The sequence below is a fragment of the Paraburkholderia hiiakae genome, from assembly GCF_904848665.1.
In the GTDB taxonomy this organism is placed as follows: Bacteria; Pseudomonadota; Gammaproteobacteria; order Burkholderiales; family Burkholderiaceae; genus Paraburkholderia; species Paraburkholderia hiiakae.
In genome coordinates this window covers 1-15228 of the sequence record NZ_CAJHCQ010000036.1, presented here as the reverse complement: position 1 = coordinate 15228, position 15228 = coordinate 1, and the positions used below count along the sequence as shown (strand labels likewise).

The following is a 15228-nucleotide window of genomic DNA, read 5'->3' as shown; positions in this document are numbered from 1 at the left end:
TTCGCGATTTCCTTGCCATCTCCCATTCAATTCACGCGTGAAGACCGCTACCCTCGAACAACTGCGTGACGGGCAACTCGCCGGCGCACGACAGCTCAAGCTCGCCTGCGGGTTGACCGAATTTCCGCGCGAGATCTTCGATCTCGCCGACACCCTGGAGGTGCTCGACCTCTCGGGCAATGCGCTCACGACGCTGCCGGACGAGCTGCCGAGGCTGCGCCATCTGCGCATTCTGTTCGCCTCGAATAACCGCTTCACCGAGTTGCCGCCCGTAATTGGCGAGTGCGAGTCGCTGGGCATGGTCGGCTTCAAGGCGAACCGCATCCGCCACGTTTCAGGGCGCGCGCTGCCGCCGCAATTGCGCTGGCTGATCCTGACCGATAACGACGTCGACGCACTGCCGGCCGAAATCGGCGAGCGTCCGAATTTGCAGAAGCTGATGCTAGCCGGCAACCGGCTGCGCTCGCTGCCCGAGACGATGGCCGCTTGCAGCCGGCTCGAACTGCTGCGGATTGCGGCGAACCGGCTCGATGCATTGCCCGACTGGCTGCTGCGCCTGCCGCGCCTGGCATGGCTCGCCTACGCCGGCAATCCGTTGAACGCCATGCGCGAGCAGGTGGCGCTGGCCGAGGCGCCGGTGCCCGATATCGACTGGCATACGCTCGCGCTTGGACAAACGCTCGGAGAGGGCGCATCGGGCGTGACGCATCGCGCGACGCGCCTTCTACGCGACGGGCACCCGGTCGAGGCGGTCGCCGTCAAGCTGTTCAAGGGCGCGGTGACGAGCGACGGTTTGCCGGAGCTCGAAATGGCCGCGTGTCTGCAAGCTGGTTCGCATCCGAACCTCATCCCGGTGCTCGGCAAGGCCACCGGTCATCCGCTGGGCGAGCATGGCCTTGTGATGGAACTGATCCATCCGTCGTTCGTCAATCTCGCCGGACCCCCGAGCCTCGACTCGTGCACGCGGGACGTCTACGGGGCCGATGTACGGTTCGACAGGCGGGTGGCGTTGCAGATCGCGCGCGGGATCGCGTCGGCGGCGCGGCATCTGCATGGGCGCGGGATCATGCACGGCGATCTCTATGCGCACAACATCCTGCACGATGGTGCAGGGCACGTACTGCTCGGCGACTTCGGCGCGGCGTCGTTGCACGATATCGACGATCGCGCACAGGCGCAGGCGCTCGAGCGTATCGAGGTACGTGCGTTCGGCTGCCTGCTGGAAGAACTCGCGCAGCGTTTGGCTGCAGAAGCGCATGATCGTGCCGCTGGGTTCGATGCGCTGATAGCCGACTGTTTCGCAGAGCAGGTCGAGATGCGGCCCTCGTTCGACGAGATTGTCGAGCGGCTGTCCGCGTTGAGCGATTGAGCGCAAGCAGTTAGCGCCTCATTTACGCGCTTTGTGGCGATGACCGGCGTGCGCCGGTCCGTCCTGCCAATGCTGCAAGCGCGGTTCGAGGGAGCTCCTCAGTGGCCAGCGCCCACAGCGAATACGCAACGCCGCGCTGGAACAACAAGCTCACTGCAGTGCGAAGCTCGCCCCTGCCCAGCGCATAGACTGACTCAGTGACGCCCATCGCACCGTGCATCAGGACGCTGGCATGCCGGTAGCACCCCATCATGCAGGCATTGCAGGGTTCCCGTTGATCGGGCAGGCGGTCGAGGTCGAAGACGGAGCCCATAGGCTCATGCCACGGTTCGCAACGCCAGACATCGAGGTTCCAGTCGATATAAAAATACTTGCTGCCAGCGATACACGGAATGCGTTGCTGTTCGCCGCGCACGAACCGCGCAACCTCATTCAGTGCCGCGCTCGGGTCCATCACACGAAAGCGCTTTTTGAGGCGCTCGATTGCACTCAATGCTTCGAGTAGTTCGTCACGGCTGAGATCGACGAGCGTCGATTTTTCGTCGTAAACAAGCGATGTGGAACCGAACGCCTCCCGCCTCGGATAGGAAAACACCACGGAATCGAAGCCAAGCCGCTCGAGCGTCTCGGGAAGCGATGCGTAATGGACCAGATGGCTAACCGTAACCGTCGCGCAGACCGGGATGCCGAACGCATGGGCTTGTGCGATGCCCTCGCGGATACGGCCCTCAAGGCCCGGCAGCCCGCGATTACGCTCGTGCTCGCGCATGTCCGCGCTATCGATCGATATCAGGAGACGCTTGAGGCCGGCGCCAGCCAGCTGTTTGATGTGGCGGGGGAGGAACCAGCCGTTCGTGATCACGCCGCACTGGATGCCGGCTTTCGTGGCCGACCCTACGAGCGATTCGATCTGCGGGTGAACCAGAGGCTCGCCGCCCTGCAGCGTCATGTAGCGAATCCTGCGTTTGCGCAGCATCGGCATCGCACGCGCGAATTCGTCAGGATCGATATAGCGACGCGGGCCCGCGAGCTTCTTCTCACGCGAAAAGCCGCAGAAGTCGCATGCGGCGTTGCAAACGTTCGTCACCGATACGTCGCAGACTGCCGGCAATGGATTGCGTGGCTCGCTCGCGACGCTGCTTACATTTGGCAGACTGCGCCACTTGATGGTCCGCTCTGTGCTATCCATGGTGCCCTCATGGTTTGCCGACTCATTGCGCACGAACCATCATAGGCTACGGCCGGCACACGCGCCGGATCAGGCGCGATATCGGTCCAGAAATGGATCGAACAAATCCTGTTTGACAGGCTGGTGTGAGACGACTTCAATCTCCATACTTGAGATGTCTCATCGGGAAGTCAGTTCCGGGCGAGTTTGTAAACGCAATGCACGGGTTGCAGGAGGAGGGTGAAATGGTTGACACCACAACCACCAAGCCGCGCGCGATTGGCTTCAACCACGTCGCGCTGGAAGTTGGCGATATCGAGGAAGCGCTGGCTTTCTATGGCCGCATCTTCGACTTTCAATTGCGCGGCAAGAGCCGGACCATGGCCTTCATCGATCTCGGCGATCAATTCATCGCATTGCAGGCGGGACGCAAGCAGCCCGCCGACGATGGCCGGCATGTCGGCCTCGTGGTCGACGACAAGGAGGCGGCGCGCTCCGCCCTGAAGGCGGCGGGCGTCAAGTTGCTCGACGGTCCGTTTCTGGATTTCCGCGATCCCTGGGGCAATCGCATCGAGATCGTGGGCTATGACACTATCCAGTACACCAAGGCGCCGAACGTTCTGCGCGGCATGGGCCTCACGTACTTGACCAAGAACGAAAGCGCGAAAAAGGAGTTGGCGGAAAAAGGGATGGCGGCGGACTAGAGGCCAATTTTTTGGCGATGGCTTTTCGGCAGCACTGCGGCTTCGCTCAGTTCGGCTGCGGCTGCGGCTGGGGCGGCTGCGGTTGCGGTTGCGGTTGCGGCTGCATCGGCGGCAGCGGCTGTGGCGCCGTGATCGGTTCGAGCCCGCTGCGCATAATCGCGGGCGCTGCATCCGGCGAAGACAGAAAGCGAATCAGCGCCTCTGCGCCGACCGGATTTTTCGCAGTCGTAGCGATGCCCCCGGAGTACACCACGTAACGCTGCAATTCCGCGGGCAAACTGCCGACCACCGTCACGCCTTTCACTGGCAACAGTTCCACGACCTGCTGGAATCCGATTTCCGCGTCGCCGTTCGCAACAACAGTGGCAACCCGCTCAGCGGGCGCCATGCGGCTCTTGCTTTTCACACGCCCATCAATTCCCAGACGCGAAAACAGTTCGTTCGCGATATAGACGCCAATCGCGTTTTCCGGATAGACAATCGATTTCGCTTCAAGCAGCGTGCGGCGCAAGGCGTCGACCGAACTGATGTCCGGTTTCGGCGCACCCTCGCGCACCACCATGCCGATTGGCGAGCGCGCAAAGTCCACCTTGCTGCCGGGCACGACATTGCCGGCGTGAATTTGATCGTCGAGCGCATAGCTGACCACGATCAGCGCGTCGGCCCACTCGCCACGCGCGAACCGCACGGGAATGGCATTCAGCGCCGTGCCCGCCGCGGCCCCCCATACCGTGACCAGTGTACTGCCGGTCTCGTCCTCGAATAGTGGGCCCAGCTCGCGATACGCTGGCGCAAACCAGCCCGACATCATGACCTTCACCTGGTCCGCCAGACACGCGCCGGGGCCCAGTAACGCGAGCGCTACGCAGAACGCGAGTGTGCGAACCCTCAGCTTGTGGATAGTCATGGCTGACCCGGCCAGGACATGCATCGCTCCCTATTTGTGATGAAAGCGTGTGATGAAAGCGCGTGATGAAAAGCGTGCGGCGAAAGCGCGTCGCGCTACGACCATTTTGCATCGTTTATACAACACGTTCGTTTGTGCACACACTGCTTTTCTTCGCCTCTGATAGTCTTTTCCCAGCGTCGGTTTTGGCAGTTATCAAACTTGGCGCGTCGGAGCGTGAAATCGAAGACAGGGAGGCTTATCCATGTTGCATTGGCTTTCAAACCTGATTGCCCACAATGCCGCAACGCCGGAGAAGCAGGCTCAACGCGCGCTGGGTGAATTACGTATGGCGCTGTTCCAGGCCGAGCAGCGGGTTCTGGATGCGCAATTGCAGGCCGAGTATTACCGCACGCGAATCGCGTTTTGCGAGGAGGTGCTGAAGGCGGGCATCGAACAGGTGTCGGACCAGCGCAAAGGGCAACGTGAAGCGATTACGCACGATTTGCGTCCGAACCTCAAGCTGACGACTTCGCAATAGTCGAGCATCGGTCCGCCGATTTAGGGACACGGCGTACGGCCGCATGGACCCGTGCGATCGCTTGGGAGGGGCGGCAGCGCCTGCGGCACCAACGATCATGGATAACCGTGAGCATGGCCACGTCGCGCTGATTGGCAACCCAAGTGAGCGCGCAGACGTCGCTACGTCGGCGATATTGGGCTACAACTGACGGCAGCATTTTTTATCGGCTCCCGGTTCACTGCCGGTTCATATACTCTGCATTCCAAATTATTCGATCAACCAGGCAGTGCTGAGGACAAGCGGTAGATGTGCGCCTGGCCGGGCACATCGCGCTTTTCGGAAGTCGGCGGGGTAATCGACGAACCGCTAGACGCGCGGTAGATCGTCGATGGATTTTTCGACGTTGCCGTCCGGCACTTCCAGATCGATTCCATCGACCCCGTTGGGATGCGGTACCGGCTTGATCTTCGGGCCAAGAAATCTCATGCCGCCCAGCGTAAATACCGAATAAACCACTGCGCCCGAGCGGATGTCGTGTGTGACGGCCGCCACCTCGGAGATGGTGGGTGTCGAGAGCCAATTGTGCGTCTGGGGGTCGATTTGCGCCCAGCGCACGTGTGTTACCCGGTCCGTTGAGGAACTGATGCGTACACCGTCGACACCATAGGTAGCCATAGCCGTCACCTTCGAAGCGAGAGTTCAATGGTAGTCCGTTCGCTGCGCGGGTGGTAGCGCGCCGTCGGGAAGGCGGGGGGCTTGACTCTGGGTCAGTGGCTTCGAGGGGGGCACCGCGCCGTAGCACGTGCGTCGGGTTCTTTCCCGTCGACGGCGCTCACCAGACCGCCTCGCTCGTGATCGCAAACTGCTTGAACTGAGTATCGACGCGCAAAGGCTCACCGTGTTCGGTCTTCTCGATGTGATCGACGAGCGGTAGTATCAAGCGAGCGGCATCGCACTCGACCGCGACGGCGAACTGATCGGCTTCGCGCTTTTTCGCCGCTTTGGCGACGGATATGTGATCGGCCCCGTGACACGCCGGCCTCCATATTTCTGTATACGCGTACCGTGACTATCGCACGCGCGGATGCGTCCAGAACGGATGCTCCGGCGGCAACTCGGGGTGGGCGACATCGAGAATCGCATCGCGTAGATGACCGCTGTCGAGCGCGTCGAGCAGCGCTTTCTGGTCCAGTTGCGGCCCGCGCCCGACGTTGATGAACGACGCGCCCTGCGGCAGCTTCGCAAAGAGCGTGGCTCGCGCGCCATACGCGCTGCTGCTGTTGCAGGGCGTAGTCGAACAGATGTCGGATTCGGTGAAAGGCTCGCAGACGAGAGTCGAGGACGCAGGCTGGCCGGACACGGAGGGTTCCTTGATCGAAGTTCGATGAGGCCACTTTGACAGGACGCGCGCCGGGAAGATCCTGCTGTGCGGCCGATCGAATCCGGCAACGAGTCCGCTTCGGAGTCCGCCAATCAAGGTCCGCTGCCGCGGGCCGTGCGCACGGTCAAGTGGTTGGACACCGACGTCACGCCGCGTACCGACCCCGCCGCGTCGCCGGCCCGCGCGATCTGCGAGTGGTGCGGGACCGACCCCGTCAACGAGACGACGCCTTCATGCGCCGTGACGTGGATGTTGGCGAAATTCAGTCCCGTCGTGCGCGTGAAGGCGCGGCGGACGTCACGCACGAGCGCACTGTCCGAGCGGCCCGATTGCGCGCTCGCGCCTTCTTGAGCGGATGCCTCGCCGGGCGCGCTCGCGGCCGTTTGTGCGTGCGCATAACCCGCGCAAGTCGCGATGGCCACGAAGACCAGCGTGTGGACGGTTTGGCTTTTGCGGTTAGTTTTCATCCTTCTTCCCTTTGCCAGGTTTTCCAGGTTCCCCGACTGCCGCCAACGCATCGAAAACAAGCGGCGGATCAGTACGTTGTAGGTGAAATCTTTGGCGAGGAGAAGAAGGCTGCCAGGAGGTCGCCGGCAACCCATGGCGCATGCGTGGACGACGCCTCCTTCGTTGCGCTTACTTCCCTTGAAGGAGCAGGCCGAGCGGCGCGAGCGGGCCCACCGGCAGCAGATCGAACGCGAGGATGCCGGCTTGGGCGAGCGGCAGCGTATCCAGCGTGGCCTTCACATCGTCCACCGAGCCCGAGCTCATGAGAAACACCACGCCGGGCTTGTCCTGGCGAAACCAGTGCTGCTCGATTTTGCCGTCCAGGTAGAGCTTGAGCGTGGCAGGCACTTCGTGCGGCATGATCTCGTCCCGTTGCGCAGGCGTGAGTTCCTTGACGATTGATCCAATGGCGAGAACCTTCATGACAATCTCCTTGTTCAATGTGTGTTGCGACTTGCAACGCGATTGAGTGTATCGTTGGGGTCTCGTCGACTGTACTGTCACAAACGACAACTTTAGAGGCATTTACGCCATGCGCATTTCTGTCCTGGCTCTCGACGGTGTGTTCGATACCGGGCTCTCCGTCACGCTCGACGCGTTCTCGGCGGCAAACAAGCTTTCGGCCGCGGCCATGGGCGGCGTGCCGCGTTTCGACGTCACGCTCGTGGGGGTGAGAAAGCGGGTGCGCTCGGCTCACGGCCTGGCGGTGCCGGTGCAGCCGGTCGCGCCGGACGCGAAGCCGGACTGGGTGATCGTGCCGGCGTTGCTGACGCTGTCTGCGCAAGAACTGATGGAGTCTTTTGAGCGGCCGGACGTCGCGCAGGCAATGGCGCGTTTGCTCGAATGGCAAGCGGGGGGCGCGCGTGTCGGCGCTTCGTGCGTCGGGACGTTCATCCTCGCGGAGGCGGGGCTGCTCGATCACCGCGAAGCCACCACCAATTGGGCGCTCGCGCCGTTCTTCCGGCAGCGCTATCCGCATGTCCAGCTCAACGAATCGCGCATGCTAGTGCCTTCGGATATCGGCGTGACGGCCGGCGCGGCCATGGGGCATCTCGATCTCGCGCTCTGGCTGATCCGCTCTGCGAGCCCGGAACTGGCGTCGCTCGTTTCGCGCTATCTGCTGGCCGACATCCGCTCCTCGCAGGCGCCGTACATCATCCCGAATCATCTGGCGCAAGCCGATCCGCTCATTCAGCGCTTCGAACAATGGGCGAGGAAAAATCTCAAGTCGGGATTCTCGCTGCAGGACGCCGCGAAGGCGCTGGCAACCAGTTCGCGCTCATTGCAGCGCCGCTGCCAGGAGGTGCTCGGCAAGTCGCCGCTCGCGTACTTTCAGGACTTGCGGGTCGAGCACGCGCAGTCGCTGCTGCGCAGCGGCAAGCTCGACCTGGAGAGGATTGCCGCCGAAGTCGGTTACGGCGACGGCGCGACGCTGCGCAGCCTGTTGCGGCAGCGGTTGGGAAGAGGGGTGCGGGAACTGCGCGCCGACTTGTTGTGAGCGGCCGGCTTTGCTATGGCGCGAGGCCAAGCACCGTGAGATGCATCTCGCGGCGCTCGACAAAGCCCAGCGCGCGATAGATCGCAATGGCGCCGTGATTCGACGTAAGCACGTGCAGGAAGGGTGTCTCGCCGCGCGCGCAGATCGCCGCCATCAGCAGCTTCATGAGGCTCGCCGCGAGCCCTTGCCCCCTGAACGCCGGGTCCACGCACACGGCGCTGATTTCGGTGTGCCCTTCGATCTTCATGCGCTCGCCCGCCATGGCGACGAGCTTGCCATCTCTGCGTATGCCAACGTAGCCGCCGAATTCGATGGTGCGCGGACCAAACGGGCCGGGCTGCGTTGCCGCGGCCAGCGCCAGCATCTCCGGCACGTCACGCTCCGTTAGCCGGACGTGTTCCAGCGCGTTGGGCGCATGCGGTTCGCCTTGCCAGACCATTTGCAGCAGCGTGGCATGCCTGATCAGGGCGAAGCCCGCGGGAGGCTCCACGGCATCCAGCGTGGTCAGGGCAACGGGGGCGTCTTCTTCGATCAGTTCCCGCAAGGCGTCGAATGATTCGGCCGTGGCGTCCGTCAAGGCCGCGAAAGGGGCAACGGTGGGCGCATACCGCAGTGCGCGGTCATTTCCAACGGCAAGATGGCGCTGGCGGCCGGTTAGTGCGTGCCAGACTGTGTTGTCCAGCGCGGACGTGCTGCCCGCCTGTTTCGTTGCCAGCACATCGAGCATGATTCGCGCTTCCCTGGAGCATGTGGGTGGTTTGCGACGATAGTCTAGTCGCGGCGCGTTCGGCGGACCACAGCCGAACGCGCCAACTTTGGCGTCATTCGCGCCAATGCTTTTCGTCACGCACCCCTGACCCGCGCTTCGAGCACGGTATCCAGTTCGACATGCCGCGTGGAGCCACCCGACGTGAGCCGCGCGATTGAACCTGTTCCCCGACTGGACTAACGAACGCTCTCCGCTTTTTGTCTACTATCCCGCGCGCCATTACGTGCCCGCGAATACGCGCGCATTCATCGACTTCATCGTCGCCTCGGCGCGGCGCATTGATTGCGGATACATCGCAGCGGCACGTGTTGCCGGCATGCAGTCAGCACGCGCACGCCGATCTCGAATGCGACTCGCCCTCAGTGCTTGCCCGGAAACGAGAACGTTGCACGCGCGCTGCCGTTGCCGGCGACGTTCACGCGCTGCGTCCTCGTTACGCCGTTATAGGTGGCGCTGACTGTATAGCGTCCGTTGGGCAGCCGCACGAGCATGTACGGGCCGTGCGAACGCGTGTCGAGCACGGACGCTCCGCCGGCGCCCGAGATCTGCACCTGTACATCCGCGACATAGCTCGAACCGGGACCGGTAAACAGCAGCGAGAGCGGCCACTGGCTGCGCGCGTGCCGCAGCGCCGTGGACTCGTCGCGGCCAACCCCTCCGGACACGAACGAGATGTCGCCTTGCTGCTCCGTTTGCGGCATGCCCGTTTGCGCGAGTGCGCCGCTTGCCACGGTGAATGCGCACGCCACGACAAGCAGGGTCGAAGCGATTCGGGGAGCCTTGCGTTGCCTTTCCATCGTGGCCACTCCTTACGGTGATGTCGATTTCGCGCACGGCAGCGCGAGCGCCGCCGCTTGGCGCCTAGCCTCGTGACAGATTAGCTTTTTTCGGCCCGCGACGCGCACCGCGCGCTGCGTTCACAGGGGCCCGCTGCCGATTCGCGAGCGTCATGCAATTCACATCGAATGCCGATTTCCGTTGCGTTCGCAACAATAACATTACTCAAGTATTACGTTTAACTGTCGTTTTCGCGCCTTTCATGCGTGTTAGCTACCGCCAGCCGGGAAAATACTGAGATAAAAGCCCGTAAGGCTACTCAATAGTTTTTATATGATTATTTGGAGTTTTGCTACATCAACCGGCGAAGCCCACACGCGAGCACAGAAGCAAACGTTTGCGCGCAGCGGCTCAGCCAGTTTCCCCTGCAGGAAGTTTGCCGGTGCCTGACGCGGCCGGCTGCTCTGCCAGACCCCGTTTACCGGTCTGATCAGTACTCCATAACGTATTCGAACTCTCGGAGAGACATATGAGGATCACCCGTTGGCCCACCGCCGCCGTACTGTTTGCGATGGCCGCTACCGCCTATGCCGGCGACAGCAGCAACGACGTACCTTATCCGTTGCCGATGCCGTTGATGGCCGTCCCCCAGAATCTCGGCGCGCACGTTCGCGCGGACCTGCTGCTCAAGCGCATGACACAGGATGAGAAGCTCCAGTTCATCCACTCCGAATATCAAATGAGTGCCGTGCCCGGCGGCGGCGCGGGCTATATTCAGGGCGTGCCGCGTCTGGGCATTCCCGACCTGAATATGGTTGATTCCGCAACGGGCTCCGGCAGTACGACCCAGAAGAGCACGACTTTTCCGGCGACGATCGCGCTCGCGGCAAGCTGGGACCCGTATCTCGCGCGCGACTTCGGCGCTCGCATAGCCGACCAGTTGCGCGAGCAAGGATTCGGCATGGGTCTGGGCGGCGGCACGAACCTCGCGCGCGAACCGCGCGGCGGCCGCCTCTTCGAGTATCTCGGCGAAGACCCCGTGCTGGCGGGCGAAATGCTGGCGGCACGCACCATCGGCACGCAAAGCCAGCAGGTGATCGCCACGATCAAGCACTACGTCGGCAACGAACAGGAAACGGGCCGTCAGGGCGGCAACAGCCAGATCGACGAGCGCACGCTGCGCGAACTCTATCTGCTGCCGTTTGAGATCGCAGCGAAGGAAGCGCGGCCGGGCAGCGTGATGTGCAGCTATAACCGCCTGAACGGCACCTACGCATGCGAGAACACGCATGTGCTGACCGATGTGCTGAAGAAGGATTGGGGCTTCCAGGGCCAGGTGCAGTCGGACTGGGGCGCGACGCATAGCACGGCGCCGGCGATCAACGCGGGCCTCGACGAGGAAGAGGACGTGGGCCCGACGGTCTACCTCACGCCCGATCTGGTCAAACAGGCGATTGCCTCTAAGGCAGTCTCGCAGGACCGTCTGGACGACATGGTGCGACGCAAGCTCTATGTGATGATCAGCACCGGTGTGCTGGACCATCCGGCTCAGGGCGGCGCCACGATCGACTTCGCGAAGTACAACGCGTTCACGCAGGCCGCAGAAGAGCAATCCATCGTTCTCCTGAAGAACGACAACAGCCAACTGCCGCTTTCGGCGCCGAGCCTGCACAAGATCGCGGTGATCGGCGCTCATGCCGATACGGCCGTACTGACCGGCGGCGGTTCGGGCAACACGCGCGATCCGGTGACGGGCAACTTCTCGGGCTGCGGCGGACTCACGTTCGCGTCGTCCACGGGCTGCGGATGGTGGACCAACCCGTGGCTCAAGCTCAATACGCCGATCACGCAGGCGATCCAGCAACTCGCGCCTTCGGCGCAGGTGAGCTTCGCGGGCAACACCGACCAGACGCAGCCGTTCCGCGCCTATACGCAGCAGGAGATCACTCAGGCCGCGACGCTCGCGAGCCAGTCCGACGTGGCGATCGTCGTCGTGGCGCAGCCTGCGGGTGAGGACTTCGGCGATCTGCAAAGCCTGAGCCTGGCTAATCCGTCGAATCAGGATCAACTGGTCGAGGCCGTTGCGAAAGCCAACCCGCGCACGATCGTGATCATCGAGAGCGGCAATCCGGTGCTGATGCCGTGGAAGGACCAGGTCGCGGCGATCGTCGACGCATGGTATCCGGGCGAGGGCGGCGGCAAAGCGATTGCGAACGTGCTGTTCGGTCAGGTGAACCCTTCGGGCAAGCTGCCGGTCACGTTCCCGGTGCGCGATCAGGACACGCCGACGTGGGGGACGAACGGCGCCTTCGCGACCGATCCTGTGTACTCCGAAAAGCTGGACATGGGGTATCGCTGGTATGACGCGAACAACATCACGCCGCTTTACGAGTTCGGCTATGGCCTGTCGTATACGCACTTCAGCTATTCGGGTTTGACGGTGGAGCAGGGTCCGGGGCATACGATCACGGCGTCGTTCACGGTGCGCAACGATGGCCGCGTAGCCGGTGCGGAAACGGCACAGGTGTATCTGGGCGTGAGCTATGCCGGCGAGCCGCCGCGTCGTCTGGTTGGCTTCCAGAAGGTGTTCCTGAAGCCGGGCCAGTCGCAGCCGGTGCGCGTGACGATTACCGAACGCGCGCAAAGCGTTTGGGACACGACGCATAACGACTGGGCCTATGTGCCTGGCAGCGCAGTGTATGTGGGCGCGTCTTCGCGCGATATCCGTCTGCAGAGCCGCTAATCAAGAGGGCGCGTGGAGGCTGTGTTGGCAGCCTCCACGCTTCAATACATGAGAACGCGCGGCTCGCGAACGTTTGCGAGCCGGTTCTAAAGTCGATTCGCAAGTCTTTCCATATTTACCATTCGTGAGCGTAAGAACGCAAACGCAAATTCCCGCAAACGCAAATGACTTCCGCGGGTAATCCCCATTCATTCTGAATAGGGAAACCGGATAAACTGACCCACCCGTCCGCGGGCCTTCCTCCGTTTGCGCGTTTTCCAGTTACACACCGTCACGCTTCACTGTGACGTTGTTTCGTAGTGCCGCGCGCACGCGACGCATGGAAGCTGAACCAAAAAGAATACTAAATCAGCCATGAGACTGATCACACGCGCAGTGAACTGGCTTACCGAAGGCAATCGTCGCGGTCGAATTGTTGTGGTGCTTGTCCCTGCGTGGGTGAGTGCCGTAGCGCCGGCCGCGCTCGCTCATTACTCCCGCGCTGAAGTAGCGTGGGTTGTGATCGTGCTCGCTTGTACGACGGCGCTGCTGCTGCGCCTCTTCCAGCGCCTTGCCGCCCGTTTGCGTTTGAGCGAGGAGCGCCTCAGCCTCGGGTTCGAAGGCATCAATGCTGGGCTATGGGACTGGGACCTTGTCAGCGACCGTGCCTACTATTCGCGCTATCTGTACCAGCAACTCGGCTATGGCGACGGCGACCTCCCCATGGACACGCGCGCTTTCAATGCGCTCGTGCATCCGGCGGATCTGCTCCGCTTGCGCGAGACCATCGTCAACCACCTGAAGCATGACAGCCTCTACGACGTCGAGTACAGGCTGCGAATGGCCGATGGTCAATACCTTTGGTGCCGGGGGCGCGGCAAGGCCATACGCGATGAGAGCGGCCGGGCGACGCGTATCGTCGGTTGCCTATTCGATATCTCCGGGCTCAAGCGCGCGGAGGCGGCTGCCGCCAAGGAAAAGAGTCTCACCGAAGCGACGCTCGCTTCGATCGATGACGGTGTGATCCGCATGGACAACGAGGCGAGCGTGACCTATTGCAACGCCGCCGCCGAGCGCATGCTCGGGCGTCCCTCGCGCGATATCTACCAGAAGCCGCTGTTCGACGTTTGTGATCTCTACGACGAGCGCTCCGGCAATATCGTCACCGCTCAATGCCTGCACAACCGCGCAGCAGCGGTTGACGAAGCACAGCGCAGACTTTCGGTGACGCGCCCGGATGGCTCGCTCTTGCCCGTGGCGTGTTCCGTGGCGACGATCCGCGACGACGAAGCGGAAATGCTGGGCACGGTGATGGTGCTTCGAGACGCCAGCACGGAGCGCAAGCACGCTGCTGAACTCGAATATCAGGCTACGCACGATCATTTGACGGGTCTGTTGAATCGCCGCGAATTCGAGCGCCGGCTATCGGGCTTGCTCGAGAAGGCCGGGACACGCTCGCATGCGGTGATGTTCCTCGACCTCGATCAGTTCAAGGTCGTCAACGATACGTGCGGCCACGCGGCCGGCGATGAATTGATCCGCTGCGTGGGCAGCGCCTTGAAACAACAACTGCGAGCCGCCCATGTCCTGGCACGCCTCGGCGGCGATGAATTCGGCGTCGTGCTGCCGGAGTGCTGCATCGACGACGCCCTGCGGGTCGCGGAGGATCTGCGGGAGGCCGTGACGGTCATTCGCCTGCCATGGGACCAGCGTTTGCTGACGACCGGCGTGAGCATTGGCGTAGTGGACGTAGACGCCACGCAGACCTCGACTTGGGACATCATGAAGGCCGCCGACGTCGCCTGTTATATGGCCAAGGAAAAAGGCCGCAACCGCGTGCATCAGTACTGCCTCGAAGATCAACTCCAGTCGACCACCCATACGCAGATGGAGTGGGTGGCCCGCGTGAAAGCCGCGCTCGAGCACGACCGGTTCCGCCTGTACGCGCAACAGATCAAGTCGCTCAAAGAGGGGGCTGGCGGCGAGGAAGTGCACGTCGAGTTGCTGCTACGCATGGTCGACGAATCGGGCGGAGTGATTCCCCCCGCGCACTTCATCGGAGCGGCCGAGCGCTTCAACTTGATGCCCCGCGTCGACCGATGGGTAATCGGCCATGCTTTCGAAGCCATCGCGGCGGGCCATCTTGCAGCAAACGTCTGGTCGATCAACCTCTCCGGCGCGTCGCTCGGCGACGAGGACTTGCTCGCGTATATCGTGCAGCAGCAGCAACGCTGCGGGATTAGCTTCGAAAGTGTCTGCTTCGAGATCACGGAAACAGCTGTGATTACCAATCTCTCGAAAGCGATTGCCCTCATGGAGAGTCTGCGCGCGCTTGGTTGCCGATTCGCACTCGACGATTTCGGTTCCGGCATGTCCTCGTTCACTTACCTGAAGCGCCTGCCCGTGGACTACCTGAAGATCGACGGCAGCTTCGTGCGTGGTATTGCCAGCAGCGACCTCGATCGGACAATCGTCCAGTCCATTCACCAGGTGGCCCACGCCGCGGGCAAGGCGACTATCGCCGAATTTGTGGAAAGCGAGGCGATCATCGGGCGCCTCAGCGGGATTGGCATCGACTACGCGCAAGGGTTTTGTGTCGGGTTGCCACAGCCCCTTCCCGAAGGAGTAGTAGAGACCGTCAGCGTTTGATCAACAACGACATCAACGCGGATTGTGCTGCGGGCAGGGTGCACGGCCATTCCCCGATCTGGTGACAGAAGGGGCGAACTACACGTTGGTGCCACCCGTGGGCATACGGGCCTTCCTCGACTGGCTGCAAGCGAATGGAGAAGCAAGCGGCAATGCGGGTCTAAATAATCGGCGTAGCGACCCCCAAAAATATTATTCGAAAGTCGCTTGACGATATCCGGGATGACCCGCATAATTCGCCTCCTTCGCTGATCGCTGCGAACGAAAACGAAGCG

At 62.3% G+C, this 15228-nt stretch carries 13 protein-coding genes and 2 pseudogenes; 7 read left to right on the top strand and 8 right to left on the bottom strand.

The window, feature by feature from the left end; genetic code table 11:
- Positions 1-37 precede the first annotated feature (37 nt).
- Positions 38-1369 (top strand): leucine-rich repeat-containing protein kinase family protein, encoded by a 1332-nt coding sequence (locus JMY28_RS37260; RefSeq protein WP_236597217.1) that lies wholly within the window; start codon positions 38-40, stop codon positions 1367-1369.
- 22 nt (positions 1370-1391) lie between these two features.
- Here the strand turns inward: JMY28_RS37260 and JMY28_RS37255 are convergent, their stop codons facing one another.
- A complete protein-coding gene (locus JMY28_RS37255; protein WP_201700884.1) occupies positions 1392-2558 on the bottom strand; it encodes a radical SAM protein in 1167 nt (388 codons plus the stop codon).
- 197 nt (positions 2559-2755) lie between these two features.
- Here JMY28_RS37255 and JMY28_RS37250 point away from each other — a divergent pair, with 197 nt between their 5' ends.
- The gene (locus JMY28_RS37250; RefSeq protein WP_236597216.1) at positions 2756-3241 is read left to right on the top strand and encodes a VOC family protein; all 486 of its coding nucleotides are present in this window, start codon (positions 2756-2758) and stop codon (positions 3239-3241) included.
- 46 nt (positions 3242-3287) lie between these two features.
- Here the strand turns inward: JMY28_RS37250 and JMY28_RS37245 are convergent, their stop codons facing one another.
- Positions 3288-4148 (bottom strand): substrate-binding domain-containing protein, encoded by an 861-nt coding sequence (locus JMY28_RS37245; RefSeq protein ID WP_201700883.1) that lies wholly within the window; start codon positions 4146-4148, stop codon positions 3288-3290.
- A 244-nt stretch (positions 4149-4392) separates the two neighbouring features.
- Between JMY28_RS37245 and JMY28_RS37240 the strand changes: the two genes are divergently transcribed.
- Positions 4393-4668 carry a hypothetical protein gene (locus tag JMY28_RS37240; protein ID WP_201700882.1) on the top strand — a complete coding sequence of 92 codons (276 nt, stop codon included), beginning with the start codon at positions 4393-4395 and terminating at the stop codon, positions 4666-4668.
- A gap of 348 nt (positions 4669-5016) precedes the next feature.
- Here the strand turns inward: JMY28_RS37240 and JMY28_RS37235 are convergent, their stop codons facing one another.
- The gene (locus JMY28_RS37235; RefSeq protein WP_201700881.1) at positions 5017-5325 is read right to left on the bottom strand and encodes a hypothetical protein; all 309 of its coding nucleotides are present in this window, start codon (positions 5323-5325) and stop codon (positions 5017-5019) included.
- Positions 5326-5590: 265 nt separating this feature from the next.
- On the opposite strand from JMY28_RS37235, the pseudogene JMY28_RS37230 reads away from it, so the two are divergent.
- A pseudogene (locus tag JMY28_RS37230) lies at positions 5591-5680 on the top strand (GNAT family N-acetyltransferase); the annotation flags it as partial.
- A 42-nt stretch (positions 5681-5722) separates the two neighbouring features.
- Here the strand turns inward: JMY28_RS37230 and JMY28_RS39230 are convergent.
- The 3 genes and pseudogenes from JMY28_RS39230 to JMY28_RS37215 all read right to left on the bottom strand — a co-directional run.
- Positions 5723-6010, bottom strand: a pseudogene (locus JMY28_RS39230) (NAD(P)-dependent oxidoreductase); the annotation flags it as partial.
- Positions 6011-6123: 113 nt separating this feature from the next.
- Entirely contained in the window at positions 6124-6498 is a 375-nt protein-coding gene (locus tag JMY28_RS37220) for a BON domain-containing protein (RefSeq protein WP_201700879.1), read from the bottom strand.
- A 169-nt stretch (positions 6499-6667) separates the two neighbouring features.
- Positions 6668-6961, bottom strand: coding sequence for a hypothetical protein (locus tag JMY28_RS37215; protein WP_201700878.1), 294 nt, complete (start codon positions 6959-6961; stop codon positions 6668-6670).
- Positions 6962-7070: 109 nt separating this feature from the next.
- Between JMY28_RS37215 and JMY28_RS37210 the strand changes: the two genes are divergently transcribed.
- Complete coding sequence (locus tag JMY28_RS37210) at positions 7071-8036, top strand: GlxA family transcriptional regulator (protein ID WP_201700877.1); 966 nt, start codon at positions 7071-7073, stop codon at positions 8034-8036.
- Positions 8037-8049: 13 nt separating this feature from the next.
- Here JMY28_RS37210 and JMY28_RS37205 read toward each other — a convergent pair whose 3' ends face one another.
- Both JMY28_RS37205 and JMY28_RS37200 read right to left on the bottom strand, forming a co-directional pair.
- Positions 8050-8763 (bottom strand): GNAT family N-acetyltransferase, encoded by a 714-nt coding sequence (locus JMY28_RS37205; RefSeq protein ID WP_201700876.1) that lies wholly within the window; start codon positions 8761-8763, stop codon positions 8050-8052.
- Positions 8764-9164: 401 nt separating this feature from the next.
- A complete protein-coding gene (locus tag JMY28_RS37200) occupies positions 9165-9602 on the bottom strand; it encodes a carboxypeptidase regulatory-like domain-containing protein (RefSeq protein ID WP_201700875.1) in 438 nt (145 codons plus the stop codon).
- A gap of 509 nt (positions 9603-10111) precedes the next feature.
- On the opposite strand from JMY28_RS37200, the gene JMY28_RS37195 reads away from it, so the two are divergent.
- Together JMY28_RS37195 and JMY28_RS37190 are read left to right on the top strand one after the other, a co-directional pair.
- Positions 10112-12325 carry a glycoside hydrolase family 3 C-terminal domain-containing protein gene (locus JMY28_RS37195; RefSeq protein WP_201700874.1) on the top strand — a complete coding sequence of 738 codons (2214 nt, stop codon included), beginning with the start codon at positions 10112-10114 and terminating at the stop codon, positions 12323-12325.
- Positions 12326-12679: 354 nt separating this feature from the next.
- Positions 12680-14953, top strand: a complete 2274-nt coding sequence (locus tag JMY28_RS37190) for an EAL domain-containing protein (protein WP_201700873.1) — start codon at positions 12680-12682, stop codon at positions 14951-14953.
- Positions 14954-15228 lie beyond the last annotated feature (275 nt).

What these genes read in the sequence shown, in the direction of transcription:
- JMY28_RS37255 (WP_201700884.1), bottom strand. Translation starts at nt 2,558, where the DNA reads ATGGATAGCACAGAGCGGACCATCAAGTGGCGCAGTCTGCCAAATGTA.
- JMY28_RS37250 (WP_236597216.1), top strand. Translation starts at nt 2,756, where the DNA reads ATGCACGGGTTGCAGGAGGAGGGTGAAATGGTTGACACCACAACCACC.
- JMY28_RS37245 (WP_201700883.1), bottom strand. Translation starts at nt 4,148, where the DNA reads ATGACTATCCACAAGCTGAGGGTTCGCACACTCGCGTTCTGCGTAGCG.
- JMY28_RS37240 (WP_201700882.1), top strand. Translation starts at nt 4,393, where the DNA reads ATGTTGCATTGGCTTTCAAACCTGATTGCCCACAATGCCGCAACGCCG.
- JMY28_RS37235 (WP_201700881.1), bottom strand. Translation starts at nt 5,325, where the DNA reads ATGGCTACCTATGGTGTCGACGGTGTACGCATCAGTTCCTCAACGGAC.
- JMY28_RS37220 (WP_201700879.1), bottom strand. Translation starts at nt 6,498, where the DNA reads ATGAAAACTAACCGCAAAAGCCAAACCGTCCACACGCTGGTCTTCGTG.
- JMY28_RS37215 (WP_201700878.1), bottom strand. Translation starts at nt 6,961, where the DNA reads ATGAAGGTTCTCGCCATTGGATCAATCGTCAAGGAACTCACGCCTGCG.
- JMY28_RS37210 (WP_201700877.1), top strand. Translation starts at nt 7,071, where the DNA reads ATGCGCATTTCTGTCCTGGCTCTCGACGGTGTGTTCGATACCGGGCTC.
- JMY28_RS37205 (WP_201700876.1), bottom strand. Translation starts at nt 8,763, where the DNA reads ATGCTCGATGTGCTGGCAACGAAACAGGCGGGCAGCACGTCCGCGCTG.
- JMY28_RS37200 (WP_201700875.1), bottom strand. Translation starts at nt 9,602, where the DNA reads ATGGAAAGGCAACGCAAGGCTCCCCGAATCGCTTCGACCCTGCTTGTC.
- JMY28_RS37195 (WP_201700874.1), top strand. Translation starts at nt 10,112, where the DNA reads ATGAGGATCACCCGTTGGCCCACCGCCGCCGTACTGTTTGCGATGGCC.
- JMY28_RS37190 (WP_201700873.1), top strand. Translation starts at nt 12,680, where the DNA reads ATGAGACTGATCACACGCGCAGTGAACTGGCTTACCGAAGGCAATCGT.